The sequence below is a fragment of the Pseudomonas sp. PA27(2017) genome, from assembly GCF_001945445.1.
Lineage (GTDB): Bacteria > Pseudomonadota > Gammaproteobacteria > Pseudomonadales > Pseudomonadaceae > Aquipseudomonas.
The window spans coordinates 281-19,808 of sequence record NZ_MSXW01000064.1; the positions used below are offsets into that span (position 1 = coordinate 281).

The 19,528-nt window shown below is 65.5% G+C and carries 18 protein-coding genes and 1 other RNA gene; 6 read left to right on the plus strand and 13 right to left on the minus strand.

Going from position 1 to position 19,528, the window contains the following annotated elements; all coding sequences use genetic code 11:
- From ssrA to BVH06_RS24695, 4 genes are all read right to left on the minus strand, one after another.
- Positions 1 to 361: a transfer-messenger RNA gene (ssrA, locus tag BVH06_RS24680) on the minus strand.
- Between the two features lie 112 nt (positions 362 to 473).
- Positions 474 to 749 (minus strand): hypothetical protein, encoded by a 276-nt coding sequence (locus tag BVH06_RS24685; RefSeq protein WP_075931855.1) that lies wholly within the window; start codon positions 747 to 749, stop codon positions 474 to 476.
- Between the two features lie 155 nt (positions 750 to 904).
- On the minus strand, positions 905 to 1,789 hold the full coding sequence (locus tag BVH06_RS24690; protein WP_075935810.1) for a cation diffusion facilitator family transporter: 885 nt from the start codon (positions 1,787 to 1,789) through the stop codon (positions 905 to 907).
- A gap of 59 nt (positions 1,790 to 1,848) precedes the next feature.
- Complete coding sequence (locus tag BVH06_RS24695; RefSeq protein ID WP_075935811.1) at positions 1,849 to 2,268, minus strand: polyribonucleotide nucleotidyltransferase; 420 nt, start codon at positions 2,266 to 2,268, stop codon at positions 1,849 to 1,851.
- A gap of 151 nt (positions 2,269 to 2,419) precedes the next feature.
- Here BVH06_RS24695 and hrpB point away from each other — a divergent pair, with 151 nt between their 5' ends.
- Positions 2,420 to 4,951, plus strand: a complete 2,532-nt coding sequence (hrpB, locus tag BVH06_RS24700; RefSeq protein WP_075935812.1) for an ATP-dependent helicase HrpB — start codon at positions 2,420 to 2,422, stop codon at positions 4,949 to 4,951.
- A 17-nt stretch (positions 4,952 to 4,968) separates the two neighbouring features.
- Here hrpB and BVH06_RS24705 read toward each other — a convergent pair whose 3' ends face one another.
- From BVH06_RS24705 to speB, 3 genes are all read right to left on the minus strand, one after another.
- A complete protein-coding gene (locus tag BVH06_RS24705) occupies positions 4,969 to 6,567 on the minus strand; it encodes a 5-guanidino-2-oxopentanoate decarboxylase (RefSeq protein WP_075931851.1) in 1,599 nt (532 codons plus the stop codon).
- Between the two features lie 60 nt (positions 6,568 to 6,627).
- Positions 6,628 to 8,007, minus strand: a complete 1,380-nt coding sequence (locus BVH06_RS24710) for a sodium:solute symporter (RefSeq protein ID WP_075935813.1) — start codon at positions 8,005 to 8,007, stop codon at positions 6,628 to 6,630.
- Positions 8,008 to 8,238: 231 nt separating this feature from the next.
- Positions 8,239 to 9,198, minus strand: coding sequence for an agmatinase (gene speB, locus BVH06_RS24715; RefSeq protein WP_075931849.1), 960 nt, complete (start codon positions 9,196 to 9,198; stop codon positions 8,239 to 8,241).
- A gap of 154 nt (positions 9,199 to 9,352) precedes the next feature.
- Between speB and BVH06_RS24720 the strand changes: the two genes are divergently transcribed.
- Positions 9,353 to 10,234, plus strand: a complete 882-nt coding sequence (locus BVH06_RS24720; protein WP_075931848.1) for a LysR family transcriptional regulator — start codon at positions 9,353 to 9,355, stop codon at positions 10,232 to 10,234.
- A gap of 171 nt (positions 10,235 to 10,405) precedes the next feature.
- Here the strand turns inward: BVH06_RS24720 and gudD are convergent, their stop codons facing one another.
- The 3 genes from gudD to BVH06_RS24735 form a co-directional block, all read right to left on the minus strand.
- Positions 10,406 to 11,755 carry a glucarate dehydratase gene (gudD, locus tag BVH06_RS24725; RefSeq protein WP_075935814.1) on the minus strand — a complete coding sequence of 450 codons (1,350 nt, stop codon included), beginning with the start codon at positions 11,753 to 11,755 and terminating at the stop codon, positions 10,406 to 10,408.
- Positions 11,756 to 12,011: 256 nt separating this feature from the next.
- The gene (locus tag BVH06_RS24730; RefSeq protein WP_075935815.1) at positions 12,012 to 13,058 is read right to left on the minus strand and encodes a LacI family DNA-binding transcriptional regulator; all 1,047 of its coding nucleotides are present in this window, start codon (positions 13,056 to 13,058) and stop codon (positions 12,012 to 12,014) included.
- A 37-nt stretch (positions 13,059 to 13,095) separates the two neighbouring features.
- Positions 13,096 to 13,755 carry a YciC family protein gene (locus BVH06_RS24735; protein ID WP_075935833.1) on the minus strand — a complete coding sequence of 220 codons (660 nt, stop codon included), beginning with the start codon at positions 13,753 to 13,755 and terminating at the stop codon, positions 13,096 to 13,098.
- A gap of 163 nt (positions 13,756 to 13,918) precedes the next feature.
- Between BVH06_RS24735 and BVH06_RS24740 the strand changes: the two genes are divergently transcribed.
- The 4 genes from BVH06_RS24740 to BVH06_RS24755 all read left to right on the plus strand — a co-directional run bounded on the left by BVH06_RS24740 (position 13,919) and on the right by BVH06_RS24755 (position 16,898).
- On the plus strand, positions 13,919 to 14,398 hold the full coding sequence (locus BVH06_RS24740) for an NYN domain-containing protein (RefSeq protein WP_075931845.1): 480 nt from the start codon (positions 13,919 to 13,921) through the stop codon (positions 14,396 to 14,398).
- A 7-nt stretch (positions 14,399 to 14,405) separates the two neighbouring features.
- Positions 14,406 to 15,008, plus strand: coding sequence for a PolC-type DNA polymerase III (locus BVH06_RS24745; protein WP_075931844.1), 603 nt, complete (start codon positions 14,406 to 14,408; stop codon positions 15,006 to 15,008).
- 118 nt (positions 15,009 to 15,126) lie between these two features.
- Positions 15,127 to 16,455 carry a DEAD/DEAH box helicase gene (locus tag BVH06_RS24750; protein ID WP_075935834.1) on the plus strand — a complete coding sequence of 443 codons (1,329 nt, stop codon included), beginning with the start codon at positions 15,127 to 15,129 and terminating at the stop codon, positions 16,453 to 16,455.
- A gap of 44 nt (positions 16,456 to 16,499) precedes the next feature.
- Positions 16,500 to 16,898, plus strand: coding sequence for a GNAT family N-acetyltransferase (locus BVH06_RS24755; protein ID WP_256575271.1), 399 nt, complete (start codon positions 16,500 to 16,502; stop codon positions 16,896 to 16,898).
- A gap of 41 nt (positions 16,899 to 16,939) precedes the next feature.
- On the opposite strand, the gene BVH06_RS24760 is transcribed toward BVH06_RS24755, so the two are convergent.
- From BVH06_RS24760 to BVH06_RS24770, 3 genes are read right to left on the minus strand one after another with little or no spacing between them, the layout of a single operon-like run.
- On the minus strand, positions 16,940 to 17,302 hold the full coding sequence (locus tag BVH06_RS24760; RefSeq protein WP_075935817.1) for a VOC family protein: 363 nt from the start codon (positions 17,300 to 17,302) through the stop codon (positions 16,940 to 16,942).
- Positions 17,303 to 17,322: 20 nt separating this feature from the next.
- A complete protein-coding gene (locus BVH06_RS24765; protein WP_075935818.1) occupies positions 17,323 to 18,567 on the minus strand; it encodes a TIGR03862 family flavoprotein in 1,245 nt (414 codons plus the stop codon).
- Positions 18,568 to 18,596: 29 nt separating this feature from the next.
- A complete protein-coding gene (locus BVH06_RS24770) occupies positions 18,597 to 19,517 on the minus strand; it encodes a histone deacetylase (RefSeq protein ID WP_075931839.1) in 921 nt (306 codons plus the stop codon).
- Positions 19,518 to 19,528 lie beyond the last annotated feature (11 nt).

A 19,528-nucleotide genomic window follows, 5' to 3' on the forward strand; every position in this document is an offset into this window, starting at 1 on the left:
CCCCCGTCCGCCAGTTCTCCACTGTCGGTACTACATGCTTAGCCGTGTCTATTGAGTTAACCCTCAGCCGCCCGACGGGCAGGGTGCATTGGGCGAGTTGTGTAAGTTTTAGCCACTTCGTCCACAACGTACTACGCGGCGATCCTGTTCTGCATGACAATCACTTCGGGTTTACAGGCATCCCCTAGTGATCGCTGGAGCCGAAGCTACCAGAAGGACTAGTCGCGCCGCTTACGCAGCGAGAGCGTAGCCCTCGTAGTTTTCGTCATTGGCAACTATAGAAAGTTGCAACAGTGGATTTACGACTTCTGTTACCAAGTCGGCATGCACCTCGAGCTTCGCCACCGGCGTCGAATCCTAATCGGCCCCGAAACTTGCGAGACGCGCAGTGTACGCCAAAAGGGTTCGTGGCGTCGACCCGGGCTACACGGCGCGCTCGCAAACAGGCCGGCGTTGAGCCGGCCCGTCAGCTATCAGCTGGTGGCGCCGCTGCCATCATCACCCGGCGCGTCGAGCAGTTGCAGTGCACGCTCGGCGTGGCTGCCGCAAGCTTCGAGGTCGCCAGCAGCCTGGGCGTCGGTGGCTTCTTTCTTGGCGTCTGCAACCTGCTGCTTGAGCGGCTCGGGCAGGGTGGCTTTGGCGGCCACGGCATTGTCGAGTTTCTGCAGGTTGACGGTGCACAGGTCATCAGCTGCGAAGGCCGGTGCGGCCAGTACGGCGGCAATGACGAACATGGATACGCGCTTCATGTGGTAATCCTCTCATCACGAATAGATTCCCGGTGCCGCCCTGGTTGAGGGTGAGGGGAGCCGGGAGCGTCCCACCCAAATCGTTTGGGCTTAGTGAAGCTGACTGGCCTTTCGCGATGACGGTTCACTGTTTTTCTGATGGCGCATCGCCTGCCTCAAATCGGTGCGACTTCGACTGGGTCGGCATGCACCAGCACCTCGGCCTGGGCGAATTCGCTGCGGATAGCGTCCTCCACTTGTTCGCACAGTGCGTGTGCTTCGGTGAGGCTGAGGCTGCCGGGCAGATCGACGTGCAACTGTACGAACCAGTGAGTGCCGGACAGGCGTGTGCGCAGGTCGTGAATGCCGACGACGCCAGGAACGGCGCAGGCCAGCTCGCCCATGCGCGTGCTGACTTCGGACGCCAGTTCCTGATCCATCAACACGCTGACCGACTGGCGTGCGATGCTCACCGCGCTCCACAAGATGTAGGCCGCGATGCCGATGGCGAACAGCGCGTCGCCCTGTTGCCAGCCGAGATAGGCGAGCAGCAGCGCAAGGAGGATGCCGCCATTGAGCAGCAGGTCGGAGCGGTAGTGCAGCGAGTCGGCATGGATGGCGGTGGAGCCAGTCTTGCGCACCACGTGGTGCTGGAACGTCAGCAGGGCGACCGTCAGTGCCATGGACAGCAGCATCACCGCAATGCCCAAACCCTGAGCGGTCAATGGCTCAGGTTGGCGCAGGCGCTCGAAGCCTTGCACGGCGACCAGGATGGCACTGGCACCGATGAACAGCGCCTGGCCCAAACCCGCAAGTGCCTCGGCCTTGCCGTGGCCGTATCGGTGATCATCGTCGGCGGGGCGCAGGGCGATGTTCACGGCGATCAGGTTGAGCAGCGAGGCGGCGCTGTCGAGCAGCGAATCGGTGAGACCGGCGAGCAGGCTGACCGAGCCGCTGGCCCACCAGGCGATCGCTTTGCACAACACCAGGGTCAGCGCCACGCAGAGTGCGGCGGCGGTGGCCTGGCGCATCAGGCGGGCGTGCTGGCGGTCGAGGGTCATTGGCAATCCATGCACGATGGCGGGCTGAGCCCGTCATCACTGACGGGCTGCGGGAGGAATCAGGCGGATGGGCGCAGGCCGTAGGCCGCCAATTGCTCGGTGCTGCCGCTGTGCTGGATCAGGCGTGGGTCGTCGAGCGGCAGGTTGTGGCCGGTCTGGGTTTCGATCAGCGCCTTGAGCTTGGCGGTGTCGACCTTGCCGTCCCCGTCCACCACGTTCTTCAGGGACTGCGTATCGACCTGTGCGGTGGTGCCGCCTGGCAGGTAGATGGCGCCGGTGGCGAAGTCGACGCCAAAAGCGATCAGCCCGGGAATCACGTAGAAGAGAATGCCGATAGCGTTCAGGCCGGCGACGAGGGGGTCGATCCGGCCCTCGATCTGGCCGCGGCGATCAGGGAAGAAGATGGTGCCGCAAGCGGACAGTTGAGTGACCAATGTAACGGCGAGAACGCCGCCGATAACGCGGGATTTCGTGCGCATCGAGCACCTCCAGAAAAAGTGGACGCCACTATAGCAAGGCGAGCATTGCAAAGCTGCTGCGGCACTTCAACACGCAGCCTTCGACGGTATATGACCGGGCAAGCATGGCGGCAGTTCGCCGTTATAATCGCCGGCCTGAACTGGAGCCCCGATGAACAGCCTGCCGATCGATTCCCTGCTGCCCGACCTGTGCCGCGCCCTGGCCGACCGTGATGAAGTGGTGCTCGAGGCGCCGCCCGGTGCCGGCAAGACCACCCGCGTGCCGCTGGCCGTGCTCGACCAGCCATGGTTGGCCGGGCAGCGCATCATCATGCTCGAGCCGCGGCGCCTGGCTGCCCGTGCCGCGGCCGAGCGGCTGGCCAGTGAGCTGGGGGAAAAGGTTGGCGAAACGGTGGGCTATCGCATCCGCCTGGACAGCAAGGTGGGGCCTAACACGCGCATCGAGGTGGTGACCGAGGGCATTCTCGCACGGCGTTTGCAGGACGACCCGGCGCTGGAAGGCGTCGGGCTGGTGATTTTCGACGAGTTTCACGAGCGTAGCCTGGATGCCGACCTGGCCCTGGCGCTGACCCTCAATGGTCGGGCGATGTTTCGCGACGCCGACAGTGGCGAGGCGCCGCTCAAAGTGCTGCTGATGTCCGCGACCCTGGAAGGCGAGCGCTTGGCTGGCTTGTTGGGTAACGCGCCAGTCCTGCGCAGTGAAGGGCGCATGTTCCCCGTAGACATCCGCTGGGGCGCGCCCTGGCAGGCGGGGGAGTGGCTGGAGCCAAGAGTGCTGCAAACGGTATTGCAGGCGCTGGACGATGAGCCCGGCAGCCTGCTGGTGTTTCTGCCCGGCCAAGCGGAAATTCGCCGCGTGGCCGAGCAACTGGAGGAAACAATGGGCGGGCGCGGCGACGTTCGCGTCTGTCCGCTGCATGGCGAACTGGAGCTGTCGGCCCAGCGTGCGGCTATCGAGCCGGCGCCATCCGGGCTGCGCAAAGTGGTGCTGGCCACCAACATCGCCGAGACCAGCCTGACCATCGACGGCGTGCGCGTAGTGGTCGACGCCGGGCTGGCGCGGGTGCCGCGTTTCGACCCCGGCAGCGGCATGACGCGCCTGGACACTGCGCGTATTTCCCGCGCTTCGGCCACCCAGCGCGCGGGCCGTGCCGGGCGTCTGCAACCGGGTGCCTGCTATCGGCTATGGTCCCAGGCGCAGCATGAGCAATTGCCTGCTTATAGCGCAGCGGAAATTCTCCAGGCCGACCTGGCGGGCCTGGCGTTACAGCTGGCGCGCTGGGGCGTCGAAGTGGATGAGTTGGTCTGGCTCGACCCGCCGCCCGCTGCCGCCTACGCCCAGGCGCGCGATCTGCTGCAGCGCCTCGGCGCGCTCGACGAACGTGGTGTGTTGACTGCCCACGGTCAGGCCATGGCCGAGCTGCCGGCTCATCCGCGCATCGCTCATCTGTTGCTGCGTGGCCAGGCGCTCGGGCTCGGTGAGATGGCCTGCGACCTGGCGGCTCTGCTGGGGGAGCGCGACATTCAGCGAGGTGGCGGGGCCGACCTGCACAGTCGCCTGGCGCTGCTGTCGGGCGAGAGTCGAGCGGCGCGTGGCGCCAATGGCGGCGTGCAGCGTGCGCGACAATTGGCCAAACAGTTTCAAGGATATTTGCGCCGGATGCCGGTCAGCGAGGCGGTCAGCGACCCCGAGCATGGCCGCTGGCTGGGCGCACTGCTGGCGTTCGCCTACCCGGATCGCATCGCACGTCAGCGCCGTGAGGGCGGCGCCGAATATCGACTGGCCAATGGTCGCGCGGCGCAGTTTACCGAGGCCGATGGGCTGATGAAGCATACCTGGCTTGTGGTGGCCGACCTGGGCAGTCGCCAGGGCCAGCGTGAGGAGCGCATCTATCTGGCTGCCGAACTGGAGCCAGCACTGTTCGACTCGGTGCTGGCCGAACAGGTCAGCAGCCAGGATCTGCTCGAATGGGATGAGCGCGAAGGCGTACTGCGTGCCGAGCGGCAGCGCAAGGTTGGTGACCTGGTGCTGAGCAGCGAGGCCTTGCCGGGGCTGGATGCCGAAGCACGTACCAGCGCGTTGATCGGCCTGGTACGGCGCAAAGGGCTGGCGCTGCTGCCGTGGACGCCGGAGCTGCGCCAGTGGCAGGCGCGGGTGATGCTGCTGCGTGAGCTGGATCTGCAGCAGGGCAGCAGCGAATGGCCGGATGTATCGGATGCAGCGCTGCTGGATACCTTGGAAACCTGGTTGGCACCCTACCTGGGCAAAGTCACCCGGCTCAGCCATTTTGGCAATCTCGACCTGCATGCGATGCTGCAAACCATGCTGCCCTGGCCGTTGCCGCAGCGCCTGGACGAGTGGGCACCGCGCAGCATCGCCGTGCCGTCCGGCTCACGTATCGGTGTGGATTACAGCGAGCATCCGCCGGTGTTGGCGGTGCGGCTGCAGGAGCTGTTCGGCCTGGCCGAGACGCCGCGAATCGCCAATGGTCGTCAGCAGGTGCTGCTGCACTTGCTGTCCCCGGCGCGTCGACCGGTGCAGGTGACCCAGGACCTGGCCAACTTCTGGCGCACCACTTACGCCGAGGTGAAGAAGGATTTGAAGGGGCGCTACCCGAAGCATTACTGGCCGGACGATCCGCTGATCGCCGAGCCCACCGCGCGGGCCAAGCCGCGCAAGTAGCGACCCGCGTCATGCTTTCACGGCGCAAACGGCGGCGCCTCGGCGATTTCGATCAGCAGCGGCCGGTCGCTTGGCGCCTCGCGCAGCAGGCTTTGCAGGTGTGCGTGGTCGTGGGCGCGTTCGGCCAGGCAGCCGAAGCCGCGGGCGATGGCCAGGAAGTCCGGCGTGTAGATGTCGACGCCCAGCGGGGTGATGTCGCGGCGCTCCATGTAGCGTTTTATCTCGCCATAGCCCAGGTTGTTCCACAGCAGCACGATGATGCCGACCTGTGCTTCCACGGCGCTGGCCAGCTCCGGCAGGGTGAACTGGATGCCGCCGTCGCCCATCAGGCTGATCACCGGGCGCGCTGGCTCGGCCAGCCGGGCGCCGATGGCTGCCGGCAGGCCGTAGCCGAGGGTGCCGTAGCCGGTGGAGGCGTTGAACCAGCGGCGCGGGCCATCCAGTTCTACGAGATGGTTGCCGCTGTACACGGTCTGCGTCGAGTCGCCGACGAAGCGCGCGTCGGGCAGCACGTCGAGGATGCAGTCGAACAGCCGTCGGTAGTGCGCCCAGCCGGCGAAGTCTGCGGCCAGTTGCTGGCGAACTGCGCCCGCGCGCGTGGCGCCGCTGCTCTTTTCATCGTTCTCGCGCTGCGGCAATTGCTTGAGCAGCGCCTCGATGGCCAGGCCGGCGTCGCTGTGGATCGCCAATGTCGGCGTGTGATTGCGCTGCAACTGCTCGGCGTCGATATCGATACGGATCAGCTCGCCGCCGATTCTGAAGTTGCCGTCGAACACCACGTCGTAATCGGTCTCGCCCAGCTCGGTGCCGATGGCCAGCACCACGTCGGCGCCCAGCGCCAGCTGGCGCACCGGCGGCAGCGACTGGTTGCTGCCGATCAGCAGCGGATGAGCGGCGGGCAGCAGGCCCTTGGCGTTGATGGTCAGCGCGGTCGGTACATCCAGCACCTCGGCCAGGCGGCGCACCGTATCGGGCTCACCTACGCCGCCGCCGATTAGCAGCAACGGGCGCTGGGCCTGGCTCAGGCGCTGCGCCGCTTGCTGGATCAACTCGGCCTGCGGTGCGGGGCGTGGAGCTTTCACCCGCGGTTGCACGCTCAGGTGGTCGGCGGCGGCGGTGATCACATCCAGCGGTAGCTCGATATGCACCGGCCGTGGTCGCTGGCTATCGAACACCGCGAAGGCGCGGGCCAGCACTTCGGGCAATTCGTCGACGCTCATCAGCGTATGGCTGAAGGCGGCGACGCCAGCCACGAGGGCGCGCTGGTCCGGCAGCTCGTGCAGGTAGCCGTTGCCATGGCCGAGGCGCTCGCGTTCGTTGACGCTAGAAATCACCAGCATCGGGATCGAGTCCGCGTAAGCCTGACCCATGGCGGTGGCGATATTGGTCATGCCCGGCCCGGTGATGATGAAGCACACGCCAGGCTTGCCGGAGACGCGCGCGTAGCCGTCGGCCATGAAGCCCGCGCCCTGTTCGTGGCGCGGGGTGACGTGGCGGATGCCGCTGCCGGGCAAGCCGCGGTACAGCTCGACGGTGTGCACGCCGGGGATGCCGAACACGGTGTCGACGCCCCAGGCCTCGAGTTGCTTGACGAGAAATTCACCGCAGGTGGTCATGCAGGCTCCTTGATGATGAATCTGCAGATGCCGGCAGTCGCACCGGCATCTTTGATTGGTTCAGGCGAGGCTGGCAGCGCGCGCTTGCGGACGGGTCAGCAGGCTGCCGATCACGAAGGCCAGCAGGCCGACTGCCAGGCTGTAGTAGATCGGCGTGTTGGCTTCCAGGCCATCCTTGAACATGAAGACCAGTGCGGTGGCGCAACCCAGTGCCATGCTGGCGATGGCGCCAGTGGTGGTGGCGCGTTTCCAGTAGATGGCGCCGAGAATCGGAATCAGGATACCGCCCACCAGCAGGTTGTAGGCCAGTGTCAGAGCGCCGATCACGTCGCTGACCACCAGGGAGATCGCCAGCACCAGCAGGCCGGTGAGCAGGGTGAACAGGCGGGCGACCCCCAGGCTCGAAGGGCGACCGCCGCGCAGTTTCGGCAGCAGGTCCTCGGTCACCGTGGTGGACGCGGCGAGCAGACCGGCGCTGGCGGTGGACATCATCGCGGCCAGGGCGGCGGCGATCACCAGGCCGCGAATGCCGTCGGGCAGCGCGCTCTGCACGATGGAGGCGAAGGCGTTGTTGGCGTTGGCCAGATCCGGCAGCAGCACCTTGGCGCACATGCCGATCAGTGCGCCGACCAGCCCGTACAGCACGCAGTACACGCCGGCCAGGCTGCCGGCCACGCGGGCGACGTTCTCGTTGCGGGCGGTGAACACACGTTGCCAGATGTCCTGGCCGATGAGGATGCCGAAGAAGTAGATCAGGAAGTAGGTGATGATGGTGTCGTAGCCGATGGTGGTCAGGCTGAAGGCGGTGTCCGGCAGCTTGGCTACCAGTTCGTCCCAGCCGCCGACGCGGTACAGGCAGATGGGCAGCAGCACGAACATCAGGCCGACCGTCTTGATGGCGAACTGCACGATGTCGGTGAGGGTCAGCGACCACATGCCGCCGATGCTGGAATACACCACCACTACGCCGCCAGCCAGCAGGATGGCCGCCCAGAAGGGCAGGTCGAACAGCACCTGCAGCACCGTGCCGCTGGCCAGCACCGAGACCACCGAGATCATCAGCGCGTAGGCGAACATCACCACCGCACTGGCCTGACGCGCCGCCGGTGTGTAGCGGCGTTCGAGGATCTGGGTGACGGTGAAGATGCGCAGTTTGAGCAATGGTTTGGCTAGGAACAGGTTGAGCACGATGATGCCGGCGCCCAGGGCGGCGCACAGCCAGAACCCGGAAATGCCGTGCACATAACCCAGGCGCACGGTGCCGACGGTCGCGGCGCCGCCGAGCACGGTGGCGGCCATGGTGCCCATGTAGAAGGCCGGGCCGAGGTTGCGTCCGGCCACCAGGTAATCTTCCTGGCTGCGCGCGCGGCGCATGCCGTACCAGCCGAGCAGTAGCATGCCGGCGGCGTAGATCAGTACTACGGATATATCCAGGATCATGTGTTTCTCCAGCGCCTGTCACGATTCTTGTCAGGGTGGCGCCATGGCGCCGACCTTGTTATTCACCCCCGACAGCCGTCGGGTAGTGGTGCTTGGGCAGTGCGGCAGGGCCGCGTGGAGCGAAGTGCGCTCCATGACCCGCGAACGGGTAATGCGCCACGGCGGGCTTCTGCTGGCCCGCGCGGGTTTTTCCAGTGATGTGAAACCGGGATTACCGGGCGAGCACGCGGCTCACTTGCGCACCACACCCGGCAGCACACAGAGCATTTCGTAGAGCAGGTTGGCGCCCAGCAGCGAGGTGTTGCCGGTGGTGTCGTAGGGCGGGGAGACCTCGACCAGGTCGCCGCCGATCAGGTTCAGGCCCTGGCAGCCGCGGATGATTTCCAACGCCTGGATGGTGGTCAGGCCGCCGACTTCCGGCGTGCCGGTGCCGGGCGCCCAGGCCGGGTCGATGCCGTCGATGTCGAAGGACAGGTACACCGGGCCGCCGTCGACCTTGGCGCGCACTTCTTCCATCAGCGGGGCGAGAGATTTGTGCCAGCACTCTTCGGCCTGTACCACACGAAAGCCCTGGTTGCGGCTCCAGTTGAAGTCGTCAGCGGTGTAACCCTGGGCGCGCAGGCCGATCTGCACCACACGCTGGCTGTCGAGCAGACCTTCTTCCTGGGCGCGGCGGAAGGTGGTGCCGTGGGCGATCTTCTCGCCGAACATGTGATCGTTCACGTCCGCATGGGCGTCGATGTGCACCAGGCCGATCTTGCCGTACTTCTTGCGCATGGCGCGCAGGATCGGGAGGGTCAGGGTGTGGTCGCCGCCAAGGGTCAGCGGGATGATGTCGTGGGCGAGCACGCGGTCGTAGTGCTCTTCGATGATGCGCACGGCGTCGAGCAGGTTGAAGGTGTTGATCGCCACGTCGCCGATATCGGCGACGTTCAGGGAATCGAACGGCGCGGCGCCGGTTGCCATGTTGTACGGGCGGATCATCACCGACTCGGCGCGAATCTGCCGCGGCCCGAACCGGGTGCCGGAGCGCAGGGACGTGCCGATATCCAGCGGGATGCCGATAAAGGCAGCGTCGAGCTTGTCCAGCTCCTCGGGTGCCTGCACGTGGGGCAGGCGCAGCATGGTGGCGATCCCGCCGAAACGGGGCATTTCGTTGCCGCCCAGGGGCTGGTGGAGGGAATTGTCCACGGGGGCCTCTCAGTTCTTGTGGTTGTCGTGGCCCGATTCTGGTCAGGGTTTGCGGCGGGAAGAATCGGGCAGCGCAAATAATCAGTTCAGAAATTCCTAAACTAACGGGCAGGCTTTAGCATGAGCCGGGTTCCTCCACCGTCATGGTTCGCCAATGCCCGATCTCAAGCTGCTGCGCCTGTTCGTCTGTGTCGTGCGCCACCAGGGTTTCGCTGCGGCGCAGCAGGAGCTGAACCTGTCCACCTCGGCGATCAGTACCTATATGAGCCAGCTCGAAGCGCAGCTCGGCTTCGTGCTCTGCCATCGTGGGCGTGGCGGCTTCAGCCTGACCAGTAAGGGCGAGCTGTTCCATCAGGAAGCGTTGCGGCTGCTGGCCGAGCTGGAGGGGTTCGAGCGTTATTCGGCGGCGCTCAAGGGCGAGCTACGCGGTACCCTGAATCTGGGTGTATTGGATTCGACGGTGAGCGATCCATCCCTGCCGCTGGCCGAGGTGATCGGCGCCTACAGCCAGGAACACCCGGCCGTGCACCTGCATCTGGCGGTGCTCAGTCCGGCTGAACTGCAACTCGGCGTGCTGGAAAATCGGCTGGACCTGGCCATCGGTGCCTTTTCGGTGCGTACCAACGGGCTGATCTACCAGGCGCTGTACCGCGAGCAGCACTGGCTGTACTGCAGCGATAGGCACCCGCTGTATACCCAACGGCAGATTCCGGCGGAAGTGATCACCCAGCAGCGCATGGTCGGCCGCGGCTACTGGAGTCAGACCGAGCTGGCGCGCCATGGCTTCAAGCACAGTGCAGCGACGGTGGAGTCGATGGAGGCGCAGCTGATTCTGGTGCTATCCGGCGCCTATATTGGCTATTTGCCCGAGCATTACGCCCAGCAGTGGGCCGATCAGAAACGTCTGAAAGTGCTGCTGCCCACCACCTTCGGCTACCAGGCGCCATTCACCCTGGCGTTGCGCCGCGGCCGCTCACGGGAACCGCTGATCCAGAGCTTTCGTGATCGGCTCAAGGCGCAGTTGAATCACAGTTAGGTAAATCACTGTAGCCAGATCAGCGTCAGGCCGTGGGAGCGGGCGGGGCAGCCTAGTTCCTGCCCGCGAATCGGGCGCATGGCACCCTCCCACAAAGGCCTGCGCTCGGGCGTAGGGTATGCCGGGCGGCGATCCGCTTCAGCCCACCAACTAATTGCAGTGTGATCCTGCTCAGCGCATCAGGCAGGGCTTCTTGTTATCGAAGGTCCAGCCGCTGATCAGGTACTGCATGGCCACGGCGTCATTGCGCGCGCCCAGGCCCATGCCCTTGTAGCACTCGTGGGCCTTGGCCACGGCGTCCATGTCCAGCTCCACGCCGAGGCCGGGCTTTTTCGGCACCTGCACCAGGCCGCCTTCGATACGCAGCGGTTCCTTGGTCAGGCGTTGGCCGTCCTGCCAGATCCAGTGGGTGTCGATGGCGGTGATCTTGCCCGGCGCGGCTGCTGCCACGTGGGTGAACATGGCCAGGGACACATCGAAATGATTGTTCGAGTGCGAGCCCCAGGTCAGGCCCCAGTCGTTGCACATCTGCGCCACGCGCACCGAACCCTGCATGGTCCAGAAGTGCGGATCGGCCAGGGGGATGTCCACCGATTGCAGCTGGATCGCGTGGCCCATCTGGCGCCAGTCGGTGGCGATCATGTTGGTGGCGGTGGGCAGGCCGGTGGCGCGGCGGAACTCGGCCATCACTTCACGGCCGGAATAACCATTCTCGGCGCCGCAGGGGTCTTCGGCATAGGCGAGCACATGGTGCTGGTCGCGGCACAGGCGGATGGCTTCCTGCAGTGACCAGGCGCCGTTAGGGTCCAGGGTGATGCGTGCCTCCGGGAAGCGCTCGGCCAGCGCGGTGACCGCTTCGATTTCCTCGTCGCCGCGCAGCACGCCGCCCTTGAGCTTGAAGTCCTTGAAGCCATAACGCTCGTAGGCGGCTTCGGCGAGGCGCACCACGCCCTGTGCGTCCAGCGCTTCTTCGTTGCGCACCTGAAACCAGGCGTTGTCGGCGTCGGCTTCCTGGCGATAGGGCAGGTCGGTTTTCTTGCGGTCGCCGACGTAGAACAGGTAGCCGAGCATTTCCACGGCATCGCGCTGCTGGCCTTCGCCGAGCAGGGCGGCGACCGGCACGTCCAAGTACTGGCCGAGCAGGTCGAGCAGGGCAGCCTCGACGGCGGTTACCGCATGGATGGTGATACGCAGGTCGAAGGTCTGCAGGCCGCGGCCGCCGGAGTCACGATCGGCGAAAGCCTGGCGTACCTGGCCGAGCAATTTCTGGTACTGGCCGATGGGCTGGCCGAGCAACAGTTGGCGGGCGTCTTCCAGGGTCTGGCGAATGGCTTCGCCGCCCGGCACTTCGCCGACGCCGACATGGCCGGCGTTGTCACGCAGGATCAGCAGGTTACGGGTGAAGAAGGGTGCATGGCCGCCGCTCAGGTTGAGTAGCAGGCTGTCGTGCCCGGCGACGGGAATGACTTCCAGGGCGGTGATGACCGGGGTAGTACCTGCATGAGTGTTGTTATTGTTCATCGCGTGGTTCCTGTGCCGTTGACGGTGTTGCGGTGGGTCTGGCTGCTCACTGGCAACATTTAAGATAACGTTATCATGATAGTCAGATAACGTTATCATTCAAGTGGAAATTCAAAGCGCGATGGTTGCGGTCGTGGCCCGCGCCAGTGATACGCGACCCGGCTCATTCAGCGGTGTTGGAGCATAGGTGGGTGGGCGCCACGCGCGCGGCGGTATCGCGGGCATGGGCCGCTTCCACAATTTAGATTTGCAGGATTCAGGGGCGAGCGGTGCTGCTACGTTCGATGATGGCGAATCGGGTGTCGACGCGGGATTCGGCTGGTTGGCCATCGAACCGGCGCAGCAGGGCTTCGGCCACTTGCCGGCCCATTTCGCTTGCATTGACGCTGACGGTCGACAGCGCCGGGTTGGCGAACTGGCCGTTGAGGGTATCGCCGAAGCCCAGCACGGCAATGTCGTTCGGAACGTCCAGCCCGCGGGTGGACGCTTCGGCGAGCACGCCAAGGGCCACGGTGTCCGAGCTGCAGAAGATGAAGTCGGGCTGCTCGCCGGCATCAAGCAGGTTGGCCAGGCCCTTGCGGCCGACCTCCCAGGTGGCGGGCAGCGGCAGCGTCTGCACCGCCACGTTACTCACGCCCAGCTCGGCTAGGCGGCCGATCACCGCCTTGCAGCGGCGCAGCGCCCGCGGGTCGTCGACGCCGACCACCGCCCAGCGGCGGTGACCCTTGGCGAAGAAGTGCTCGGCCACGGCGGCGCCGACCTGTTCGTGGGAAAACCCCACCTGCATGTCCAGGCCGTCGTCGCTCAGGTCCCAGGCTTCCACTACCGGGATGCCGGCGGACGACAGGCGCTCGCGGCTGGCCTGGGTATGGAAGGTACCGGTCAGCACGATGCCGTCGGGGCGGCGACCCAGAATGGCGGCCAGCAGGGTTTCCTCCTGCTCCGGTACATAGCCACTGGGCCCGACCAAGGTGTGATAACCCGCCTCGGCGAGGCGATCCATGATCGCCTGCACCACGCTGGCGTAGATCGAGTTGGCGATGGTCGGCAGCACGATGGCCACCAGGCGGCTCTTGCTGGTGGCCAACCCGCCGGCCATCAGGTTTGGCACGTAGCCCATTGCGCGCACCACTTCCAGCACGTGCTCGCGGGTGGCATCGCTGACCAGCTCGGGCCGCTGGATCGCCCGCGACACGGTGATCGGCGACACGCCAGCCCTGAGCGCGACATCCTTGACCGTCACCGGTAGATCGCTGAGGTCGCCGCGGTCCTTGGCCAGTTCTCTGCGCGATTTTCTTGCCACGTGCTGGTCTCGATGGGGTAGGGTCGATTCGCGAAGGTTACGGCAGCGGCGCGGCATTGTCGCCGGCGCGTAGCATGTACAGGCGGAACACCACCACGGTGGTGAACAGCTGGCAGAGGCCGAACAGCACGTCCAGCAGCAGGCGCCCGGCTGGCTCGGCGGTGATATCGGCGGCCCAGAAGCCGGCGAGCCATGGCGGCACCATCACCAGCACCACGCAGGTGAAGATCGGCCAGAAGTGCCCATGGGTCAGCTGCAGGCTTTCGTGCAGCGCCTGCAACGGCGTGAGGCCGCGCAGCACCAACAGGTAGTCGGCGAACACCAGCCGTACCATCAGCCACAACCCCGGCAGGATGAACAGCGAGATGCCGAGCATGATCGCCAGGGTGCCGATACCGGCCAGCAGCACGAAGCGCGGCCACAGGCTAAGGCTCATGGCTACCAGCGCGCCCTTGCCGGGCTCCTCACCGCGGCTGCGGGCATCGATGAACAGGATCAGTGCGGCGCTGTACAGCGGATAGAAGAACAGGCCGAGCAGCACTTCATAGAGCGGTACCTTGGCGGCTGTGACCAGGCCCTCGAGCTGCAGGCTCACGAAGGCTTCGAGCAGCAGGAAGGGCAGGCACAACAGGAGGATCTGCAAGAAGTTTTGCCGGAAGAAGAACCAGGCGTCACGCAGGGCGTCGAGGGGATTCATGAAGGGTCGCAGGCGGAAAAACAGGCCACCATGATACGAGCGTGGCAGGCCGGCCACCAGCGATGACGTTCGTCGCCGCCGTGGCGCTGCCTTCGACCTCGAGGGGCCAGGGCTGGCATACTGGCCACCCGTGCAACCCGCGCGAACCTTGTGAGGATGTCCGGTGAAGAAAATTGCCGTGTTCGCCGACGTACAGAATCTCTACTACACAGTGCGCCAGGCCTATGGCTGCCACTTCAATTACACGGCGTTGTGGAATGAGCTGGCGGCGGGCGGCGAGATCGTCGAGGCGTACGCTTATGCCATCGATCGCGGTGATCCCAAGCAGCAGCAGTTCCAGCAGATCCTGCGCAACCTGGGCTTCACCGTGAAGCTCAAACCCTACATCCAGCGTAGCGACGGTTCGGCCAAGGGCGACTGGGACGTGGGCATCACCATCGACGTGATGGACGCTGCGGCGAATGTCGACAGCGTGGTGCTGGCCTCCGGTGACGGCGATTTCGACCTGCTGCTCGAACGCATTCGCCAGCGTCATGGCGTCGAAGCCGTGGCTTACGGCGTGCCTGGGCTTACCGCGCAGTCGCTGGTGCGCGCAGCCAGCCGTTACGTGCCCATCGAGGGCCATCTGTTGCTCAAACACTGAGGTTCCTGTGAAACCCATCGCTGTCATCGACTTCGAAACCACCGGCATGTCGCCGGCCCAGCAGGCGCGCGCCACCGAAATCGGCGTGGTGATCATCGAAGGCGGGCAGATCACTGCCCGCTACCAGAGCCTGATGAATAGCGGAGCCTGGGTGCCGCCCTTCATCGAGCAACTGACCGGTATCAGCAACGCCATGGTGCGCAGCGCGCCACCGGCGGCCGAGGTGATGCACGAGGTCGCCGAGTTCGTCGGTGACATTCCGATGCTGGCGCACAACGCGTCCTTCGACCAGAAGTTCTGGGACGCCGAGCTGGGCCTGATCGGGCGCACCCGCGTGCAGCATTTCGCCTGCTCGCTGCTGCTGTCGCGCCGCCTGCTGCCAGGTGCGCCGAGCCACAAGCTCGGCAACCTCAATCGCTGGGCGCGGCTGCCCGATACCGGCAAGGCGCACCGGGCGCTGGCCGATGCGGAAATGGCCGCCAACCTGACCCTGCACCTGTGCAAGGTGCTGCGCGAGCAGCATGGCCGCAGCGCCGTTGATCACGATTTCCTGCGTCAGCTGCAGGGCATGTCCGCCGCCAAGGTGCGCGCCTTGCTCGCCGCCGCGTAAACGGTCTGTATTGCCGCGCCCGACCGCGGCTACGTCCCCCGCGCAGCATCGGCTGAGCGATTGATACCCGGACGCGCTAAACTGCGCGCCATCTCCACTGCCCGCCATGTTGCCCGCCATGACCTTCGCTTCCCTCGGCCTGATCGAACCCCTGCTGCGCTGCCTCGACGGCCTCGACTACAAGACCCCGACGCCCGTTCAGGCCCAGGCCATCGGCCCGATCATCAAGGGCCGCGATATCATGGCGGCGGCGCAGACCGGCACCGGTAAGACCGCCGCTTTTACCTTGCCGATCCTGCAGCGGCTGATGATGGAAGGCCCGGTGGTGGCCAGCAATTCGGTGCGTGCCCTGGTGCTGGTGCCGACCCGCGAGCTGGCCGAGCAGGTGCAGCAGAGCGTGCAGACCTACTCGCAGTTCCTGCCGCTGCGCAGCTATGCGGTGTACGGCGGCGTCAGCATCAACCCGCAGATGATGAAGCTGCGCAAGGGCCTCGACGTGCTGGTCGCCACGCCGGGCCGCTTGCTCGACCTGTACCGTCAGAACGCGGTGAAGTTTTCTCAGTTGCAGGTGCTGGTGCTCGACGAAGCCGACCGCATGCTCGACCTGGGCTTTGCCCGCGAGCTGGATGACCTGTTCGCCGCCCTGCCGAAGAAGCGCCAGACCCTGCTGTTCTCCGCGACCTTTTCCGACGCCATCCGCGGTTTGGCCAAGGAAATGCTGCGCGACCCGCTGAGCATCGAAGTCAGCCCGCGCAACGCCGCCGCCAAGTCGGTCAAGCAGTGGCTGATTCCGGTGGACAAGAAGCGCAAGGCCGAGCTGTTCCTGCACCTGTACCGCAGCAAGAAATGGTCGCAAGTGCTGGTGTTCGCCAAGACCCGCAAGGGCGTCGACGAACTTGAGCAGGCGCTGCTGGCCGAAGGCATTCGCGCTGATTCGATCCACGGTGACAAGCCGCAGCCGACGCGCCTGCGTGCCCTGCAGCGCTTCAAGGCCGGTGAAGTCGACGTGCTGGTGGCCACCGACGTGGCCGCCCGCGGCCTGGATATCGACGACCTGCCGCTGGTGGTCAACTTCGACCTGCCCATCGTCGCCGAAGACTACGTGCACCGGATTGGTCGTACCGGGCGCGCGGGGGCCAGTGGCCAGGCGGTGTCGCTGGTCTGCGCCGACGAAGTGCAACTGCTCTCGGCCATCGAAGCGCTTACCCAGCAGATCCTGCAGCGCGTCGACGAACCGGACTTCATCCCCGATCACCGCGTGCCGCAGACGGTGGCTGGCGGCCTGGTGGTGAAAAAGCCCAAGAAACCGAAAAAGCCCAAGGTGGTTGGCGGCGGTAAAGCCGGTGGTCTGGGCCGCTGGATGGAAAGCGACGAGCCGGCCGAGCCGCCGGTCAAGGCCATCCGCAAGGTGCCGAGTTTCGGTGGTAAGCCGAAGGGTAAGCGGTAATGCTGATACGCCGTGCTATCGATGCGGATGTGCAGGCGATCACCATGATCGTGCAACAGGCCTATGCGCCTTACATTGGCCGCATCGGCAAACCGCCGGCACCGATGCTCGATGATTACCGGCAGATTATCGCGCAGGCCATGGTGTTCGTTCTGGAAATCGATGACGGTTTGATCGGCGTGCTGGTGCTGGAGCAGCAGGGTGATGTGCTGCATCTGCAGAACGTCGCCATCGGTGAGCAGCGCCGTGGTCGAGGACTCGGCGGGCAACTGATGGCGTTCGCCGAGCGAGAGGCGCGGGCGCTGGGATGCAGGGCAATTGAGCTTTATACCAATGAGCGGATGACCGAAAACATCCTCATCTACCCGCATTTGGGTTATCAGGAAATGCACCGGGCCGCTGGAGATGGCTACGCCCGGGTGTTCTTTCGAAAGGCGCTCTAGCGTCAGGCTACGTAACGCAGAAACCGCCAATCATGATCCGCTCAGATGTTCTGGCCAATCCGCCACAGCACGCCGCTGGGGTCGAAGACGATGAACTCGCGGATGCCCCAGGGCTGATCTTCTGGGGCGATGGTGCGTACGCCAAAGCGCTCGGCGATGTTCTCCGCCTGAACCTTCGCCCACCAGGCCTCTACATCGTCCACCAGCATATGCATGACGAAGTTCTTGGCCTGTTCCTTCACGTAGAAGTTCTGCAGCAGAAAGGCGCAGTGCTCGCCGTGGCTGAAGTAGCTCATCTCCTCTGATTGCCAGGCCGGCTTGAAGCCCAGGGCGGTATAGAACGCTTGGCTCAATGGGTAGTCCTTGGCGGGGATGAAGGTCTTGAGTTCTATGCTGGTCAGCATGCTATGTCCTGTTCCGTGGATTATCGGGATGTGCTCTGCAGCCAGCGCAGCATGCCCTGACCGGCAACGCGGCCGCTGGCGAAGCAGGCGGTGAGCAGGTAGCCGCCGGTGGGCGCTTCCCAGTCGAGCATTTCACCGGCGCAGAAGGTGCCGGGTATTTGCGTCAGCATCAGATTGTCGTCGAGGGCTTCGAATGGCACGCCGCCAGCGCTGCTGATCGCTTCTTCGATCGGGCGCGCCTGGCATAGCGTGATCGGCAGCGCCTTGATGGCGGCAGCCAGCCGCTGCGGATCGGTGAAGTGCTCGGCGGGCGTCGCTTCGCGCAGCAGCGCCGCTTTCGCGCCATCCAAGCCGGCCTGGCGATGCAGGTGCTTGGCCATGGAGTTCGAGCCGCGGGGTTTGCTCAGCGTGTTGCCAAGGGCCGCTTCGCTGCGCTGTGGCAGCAGGTCGAGGTAGACGGTACAGCTGCCGTCGCGGGTGATGCGCTGGCGAATGCCGGCGGACAGCGCGTACACCAGGCTGCCTTCGATACCGGTGGCGGTCAGCACGAATTCGCCGGGGCGCGGTGCGTCGCCCGGCAAACCAAGGGCGACGTTCTTCAGCGGCGCACCGGCGAATTTTTCGCGCAGCAGCGGGCTCCAGGCAGCCACGTCGAACCCGCAGTTGCTTGGTTGTAGCGGCACGACGGGCACGCCAGCCTGTTGCAAACGCGCCACCCAGCTGCCGTCCGAACCGAGCCGCGGCCAGCTGCCACCGCCCAGGGCCAGCAGCACCGCATCGGCGCGGATCACCTGCTCGCCTTCAGGGCCCGCCATACGCAGGCTGCCGTCGGCATTCCAACCCAGCCAGCGGTGCCGGGTGTGCAACTGCACACCGGCCTCGCGCAGGCGCTTGAGCCAGGCGCGCAGCAGCGGCGCGGCCTTCATGTCGGTAGGAAATACGCGGCCCGAGGTGCCGACGAAAGTGTCGATGCCCAGGCCATGGATCCATTCGCGCAGCGTATTGGCATCGAAGCCTTGCAGCAGTGCATGGATTTCCCGCTCGCGCTCGCCATAGCGGCCGACGAAGGCCGGATAGGCTTCGGAATGGGTGATGTTCATGCCGCCGACGCCGGCGAGCAGAAACTTGCGGCCCAGCGAGGGCATGGCGTCGTAGAGGTCGACTCGCACGCCAGCGAGCGCCAGGGTTTCGGCGGCCATCAGGCCGGCAGGGCCGCCGCCGATGATGGCGACCGAGTGGGCGGTGGGCGGGGAGAAATCGGTCATGGCGGCGTCGGCTGGGCAAAGGGCGAAGTTTACCCGAGCCCTCGCTGCTGCCATACCCGCGCGGCGCTGTGATGGAGGATGCCGTGTCGGCGGGCGAGGGCGTGGCGGTCCTTACTGTAGCCACCGCCGATCACCCCGACCACGGGAATGTCGCGGCCCAGGCAGTGGTCGAGCACGGCCTCGTCGCGGGCCGCGACGCCGGCATCGGTGAGTTGCAGGTAACCCAGGGCGTCGTCCTTGTGCACATCGACGCCGGCGTCGTAGAGCACGATGTCCGGCTGGTACAGGGCGAGCAGGTAGCCCAGCGTGTCGTCGATCACCTTCAGGTAATCGGCATCGCCCATGCCGCGCGGCAGGGGAATGTCCCAGTCGCTGCTGGCCTTGCGCGCCGGGTAGTTCTGTTCGCAGTGCAGGGACACGGTGATCGCGTCAGGCACGTGCTCGAGCAGGCGCGCGGTGCCGTCGCCCTGGTGCACGTCGCAGTCGAAGATCAGCACGCGCCCGGCCTTGCCGCTTTCCAGCAGGTAGCGGGCGATCACCGCCAGGTCGTTGAAGATGCAGAAGCCCGCCGGGTAATCGTAATGGGCATGATGGGTGCCGCCGGCCAGGTGGCAGGCCAGGCCGTGCTGCAGCGCCTGCTCGGTGGCCAGCAGCGAGCCGCCGACGGCCCGCACGGTGCGCCGCGCCAGTTCCGGGCTCCAGGGCAGGCCGAGGCGGCGCTGATCTTCGTGGCTCAGCTCGCCGCTCAGGTAGCGCTCGATATAGGCGGGGCAGTGGCAGAGCGCGAGGATATCGGCCGGGCAGATCTCGGGCCGCAGCAGTTCTTCATCCCGGGTCAGGCCGCTGGCTACCAGGTGATCGCGCAGCAGGCGGAATTTTTCCATCGGGAAGCGATGGCCGTCGGGGAACGGTGGGCTGTAGTCGTCGTGGTAGATCAGCGGCAGGGGCATACAATGGCGGT

Coding starts and splice junctions, on each gene's coding strand:
- BVH06_RS24735 (WP_075935833.1), bottom strand. CDS start 13,755: ATGAATCCCCTCGACGCCCTGCGTGACGCCTGGTTCTTCTTCCGGCAA.
- BVH06_RS24750 (WP_075935834.1), top strand. CDS start 15,127: ATGACCTTCGCTTCCCTCGGCCTGATCGAACCCCTGCTGCGCTGCCTC.
- BVH06_RS24685 (WP_075931855.1), bottom strand. CDS start 749: ATGAAGCGCGTATCCATGTTCGTCATTGCCGCCGTACTGGCCGCACCG.
- hrpB (WP_075935812.1), top strand. CDS start 2,420: ATGAACAGCCTGCCGATCGATTCCCTGCTGCCCGACCTGTGCCGCGCC.
- BVH06_RS24695 (WP_075935811.1), bottom strand. CDS start 2,268: ATGCGCACGAAATCCCGCGTTATCGGCGGCGTTCTCGCCGTTACATTG.
- BVH06_RS24765 (WP_075935818.1), bottom strand. CDS start 18,567: ATGACCGATTTCTCCCCGCCCACCGCCCACTCGGTCGCCATCATCGGC.
- BVH06_RS24755 (WP_256575271.1), top strand. CDS start 16,500: ATGATCGTGCAACAGGCCTATGCGCCTTACATTGGCCGCATCGGCAAA.
- BVH06_RS24705 (WP_075931851.1), bottom strand. CDS start 6,567: ATGACCACCTGCGGTGAATTTCTCGTCAAGCAACTCGAGGCCTGGGGC.
- BVH06_RS24770 (WP_075931839.1), bottom strand. CDS start 19,517: ATGCCCCTGCCGCTGATCTACCACGACGACTACAGCCCACCGTTCCCC.
- BVH06_RS24690 (WP_075935810.1), bottom strand. CDS start 1,789: ATGACCCTCGACCGCCAGCACGCCCGCCTGATGCGCCAGGCCACCGCC.
- BVH06_RS24760 (WP_075935817.1), bottom strand. CDS start 17,302: ATGCTGACCAGCATAGAACTCAAGACCTTCATCCCCGCCAAGGACTAC.
- BVH06_RS24710 (WP_075935813.1), bottom strand. CDS start 8,007: ATGATCCTGGATATATCCGTAGTACTGATCTACGCCGCCGGCATGCTA.
- gudD (WP_075935814.1), bottom strand. CDS start 11,755: ATGAACAATAACAACACTCATGCAGGTACTACCCCGGTCATCACCGCC.
- BVH06_RS24720 (WP_075931848.1), top strand. CDS start 9,353: ATGCCCGATCTCAAGCTGCTGCGCCTGTTCGTCTGTGTCGTGCGCCAC.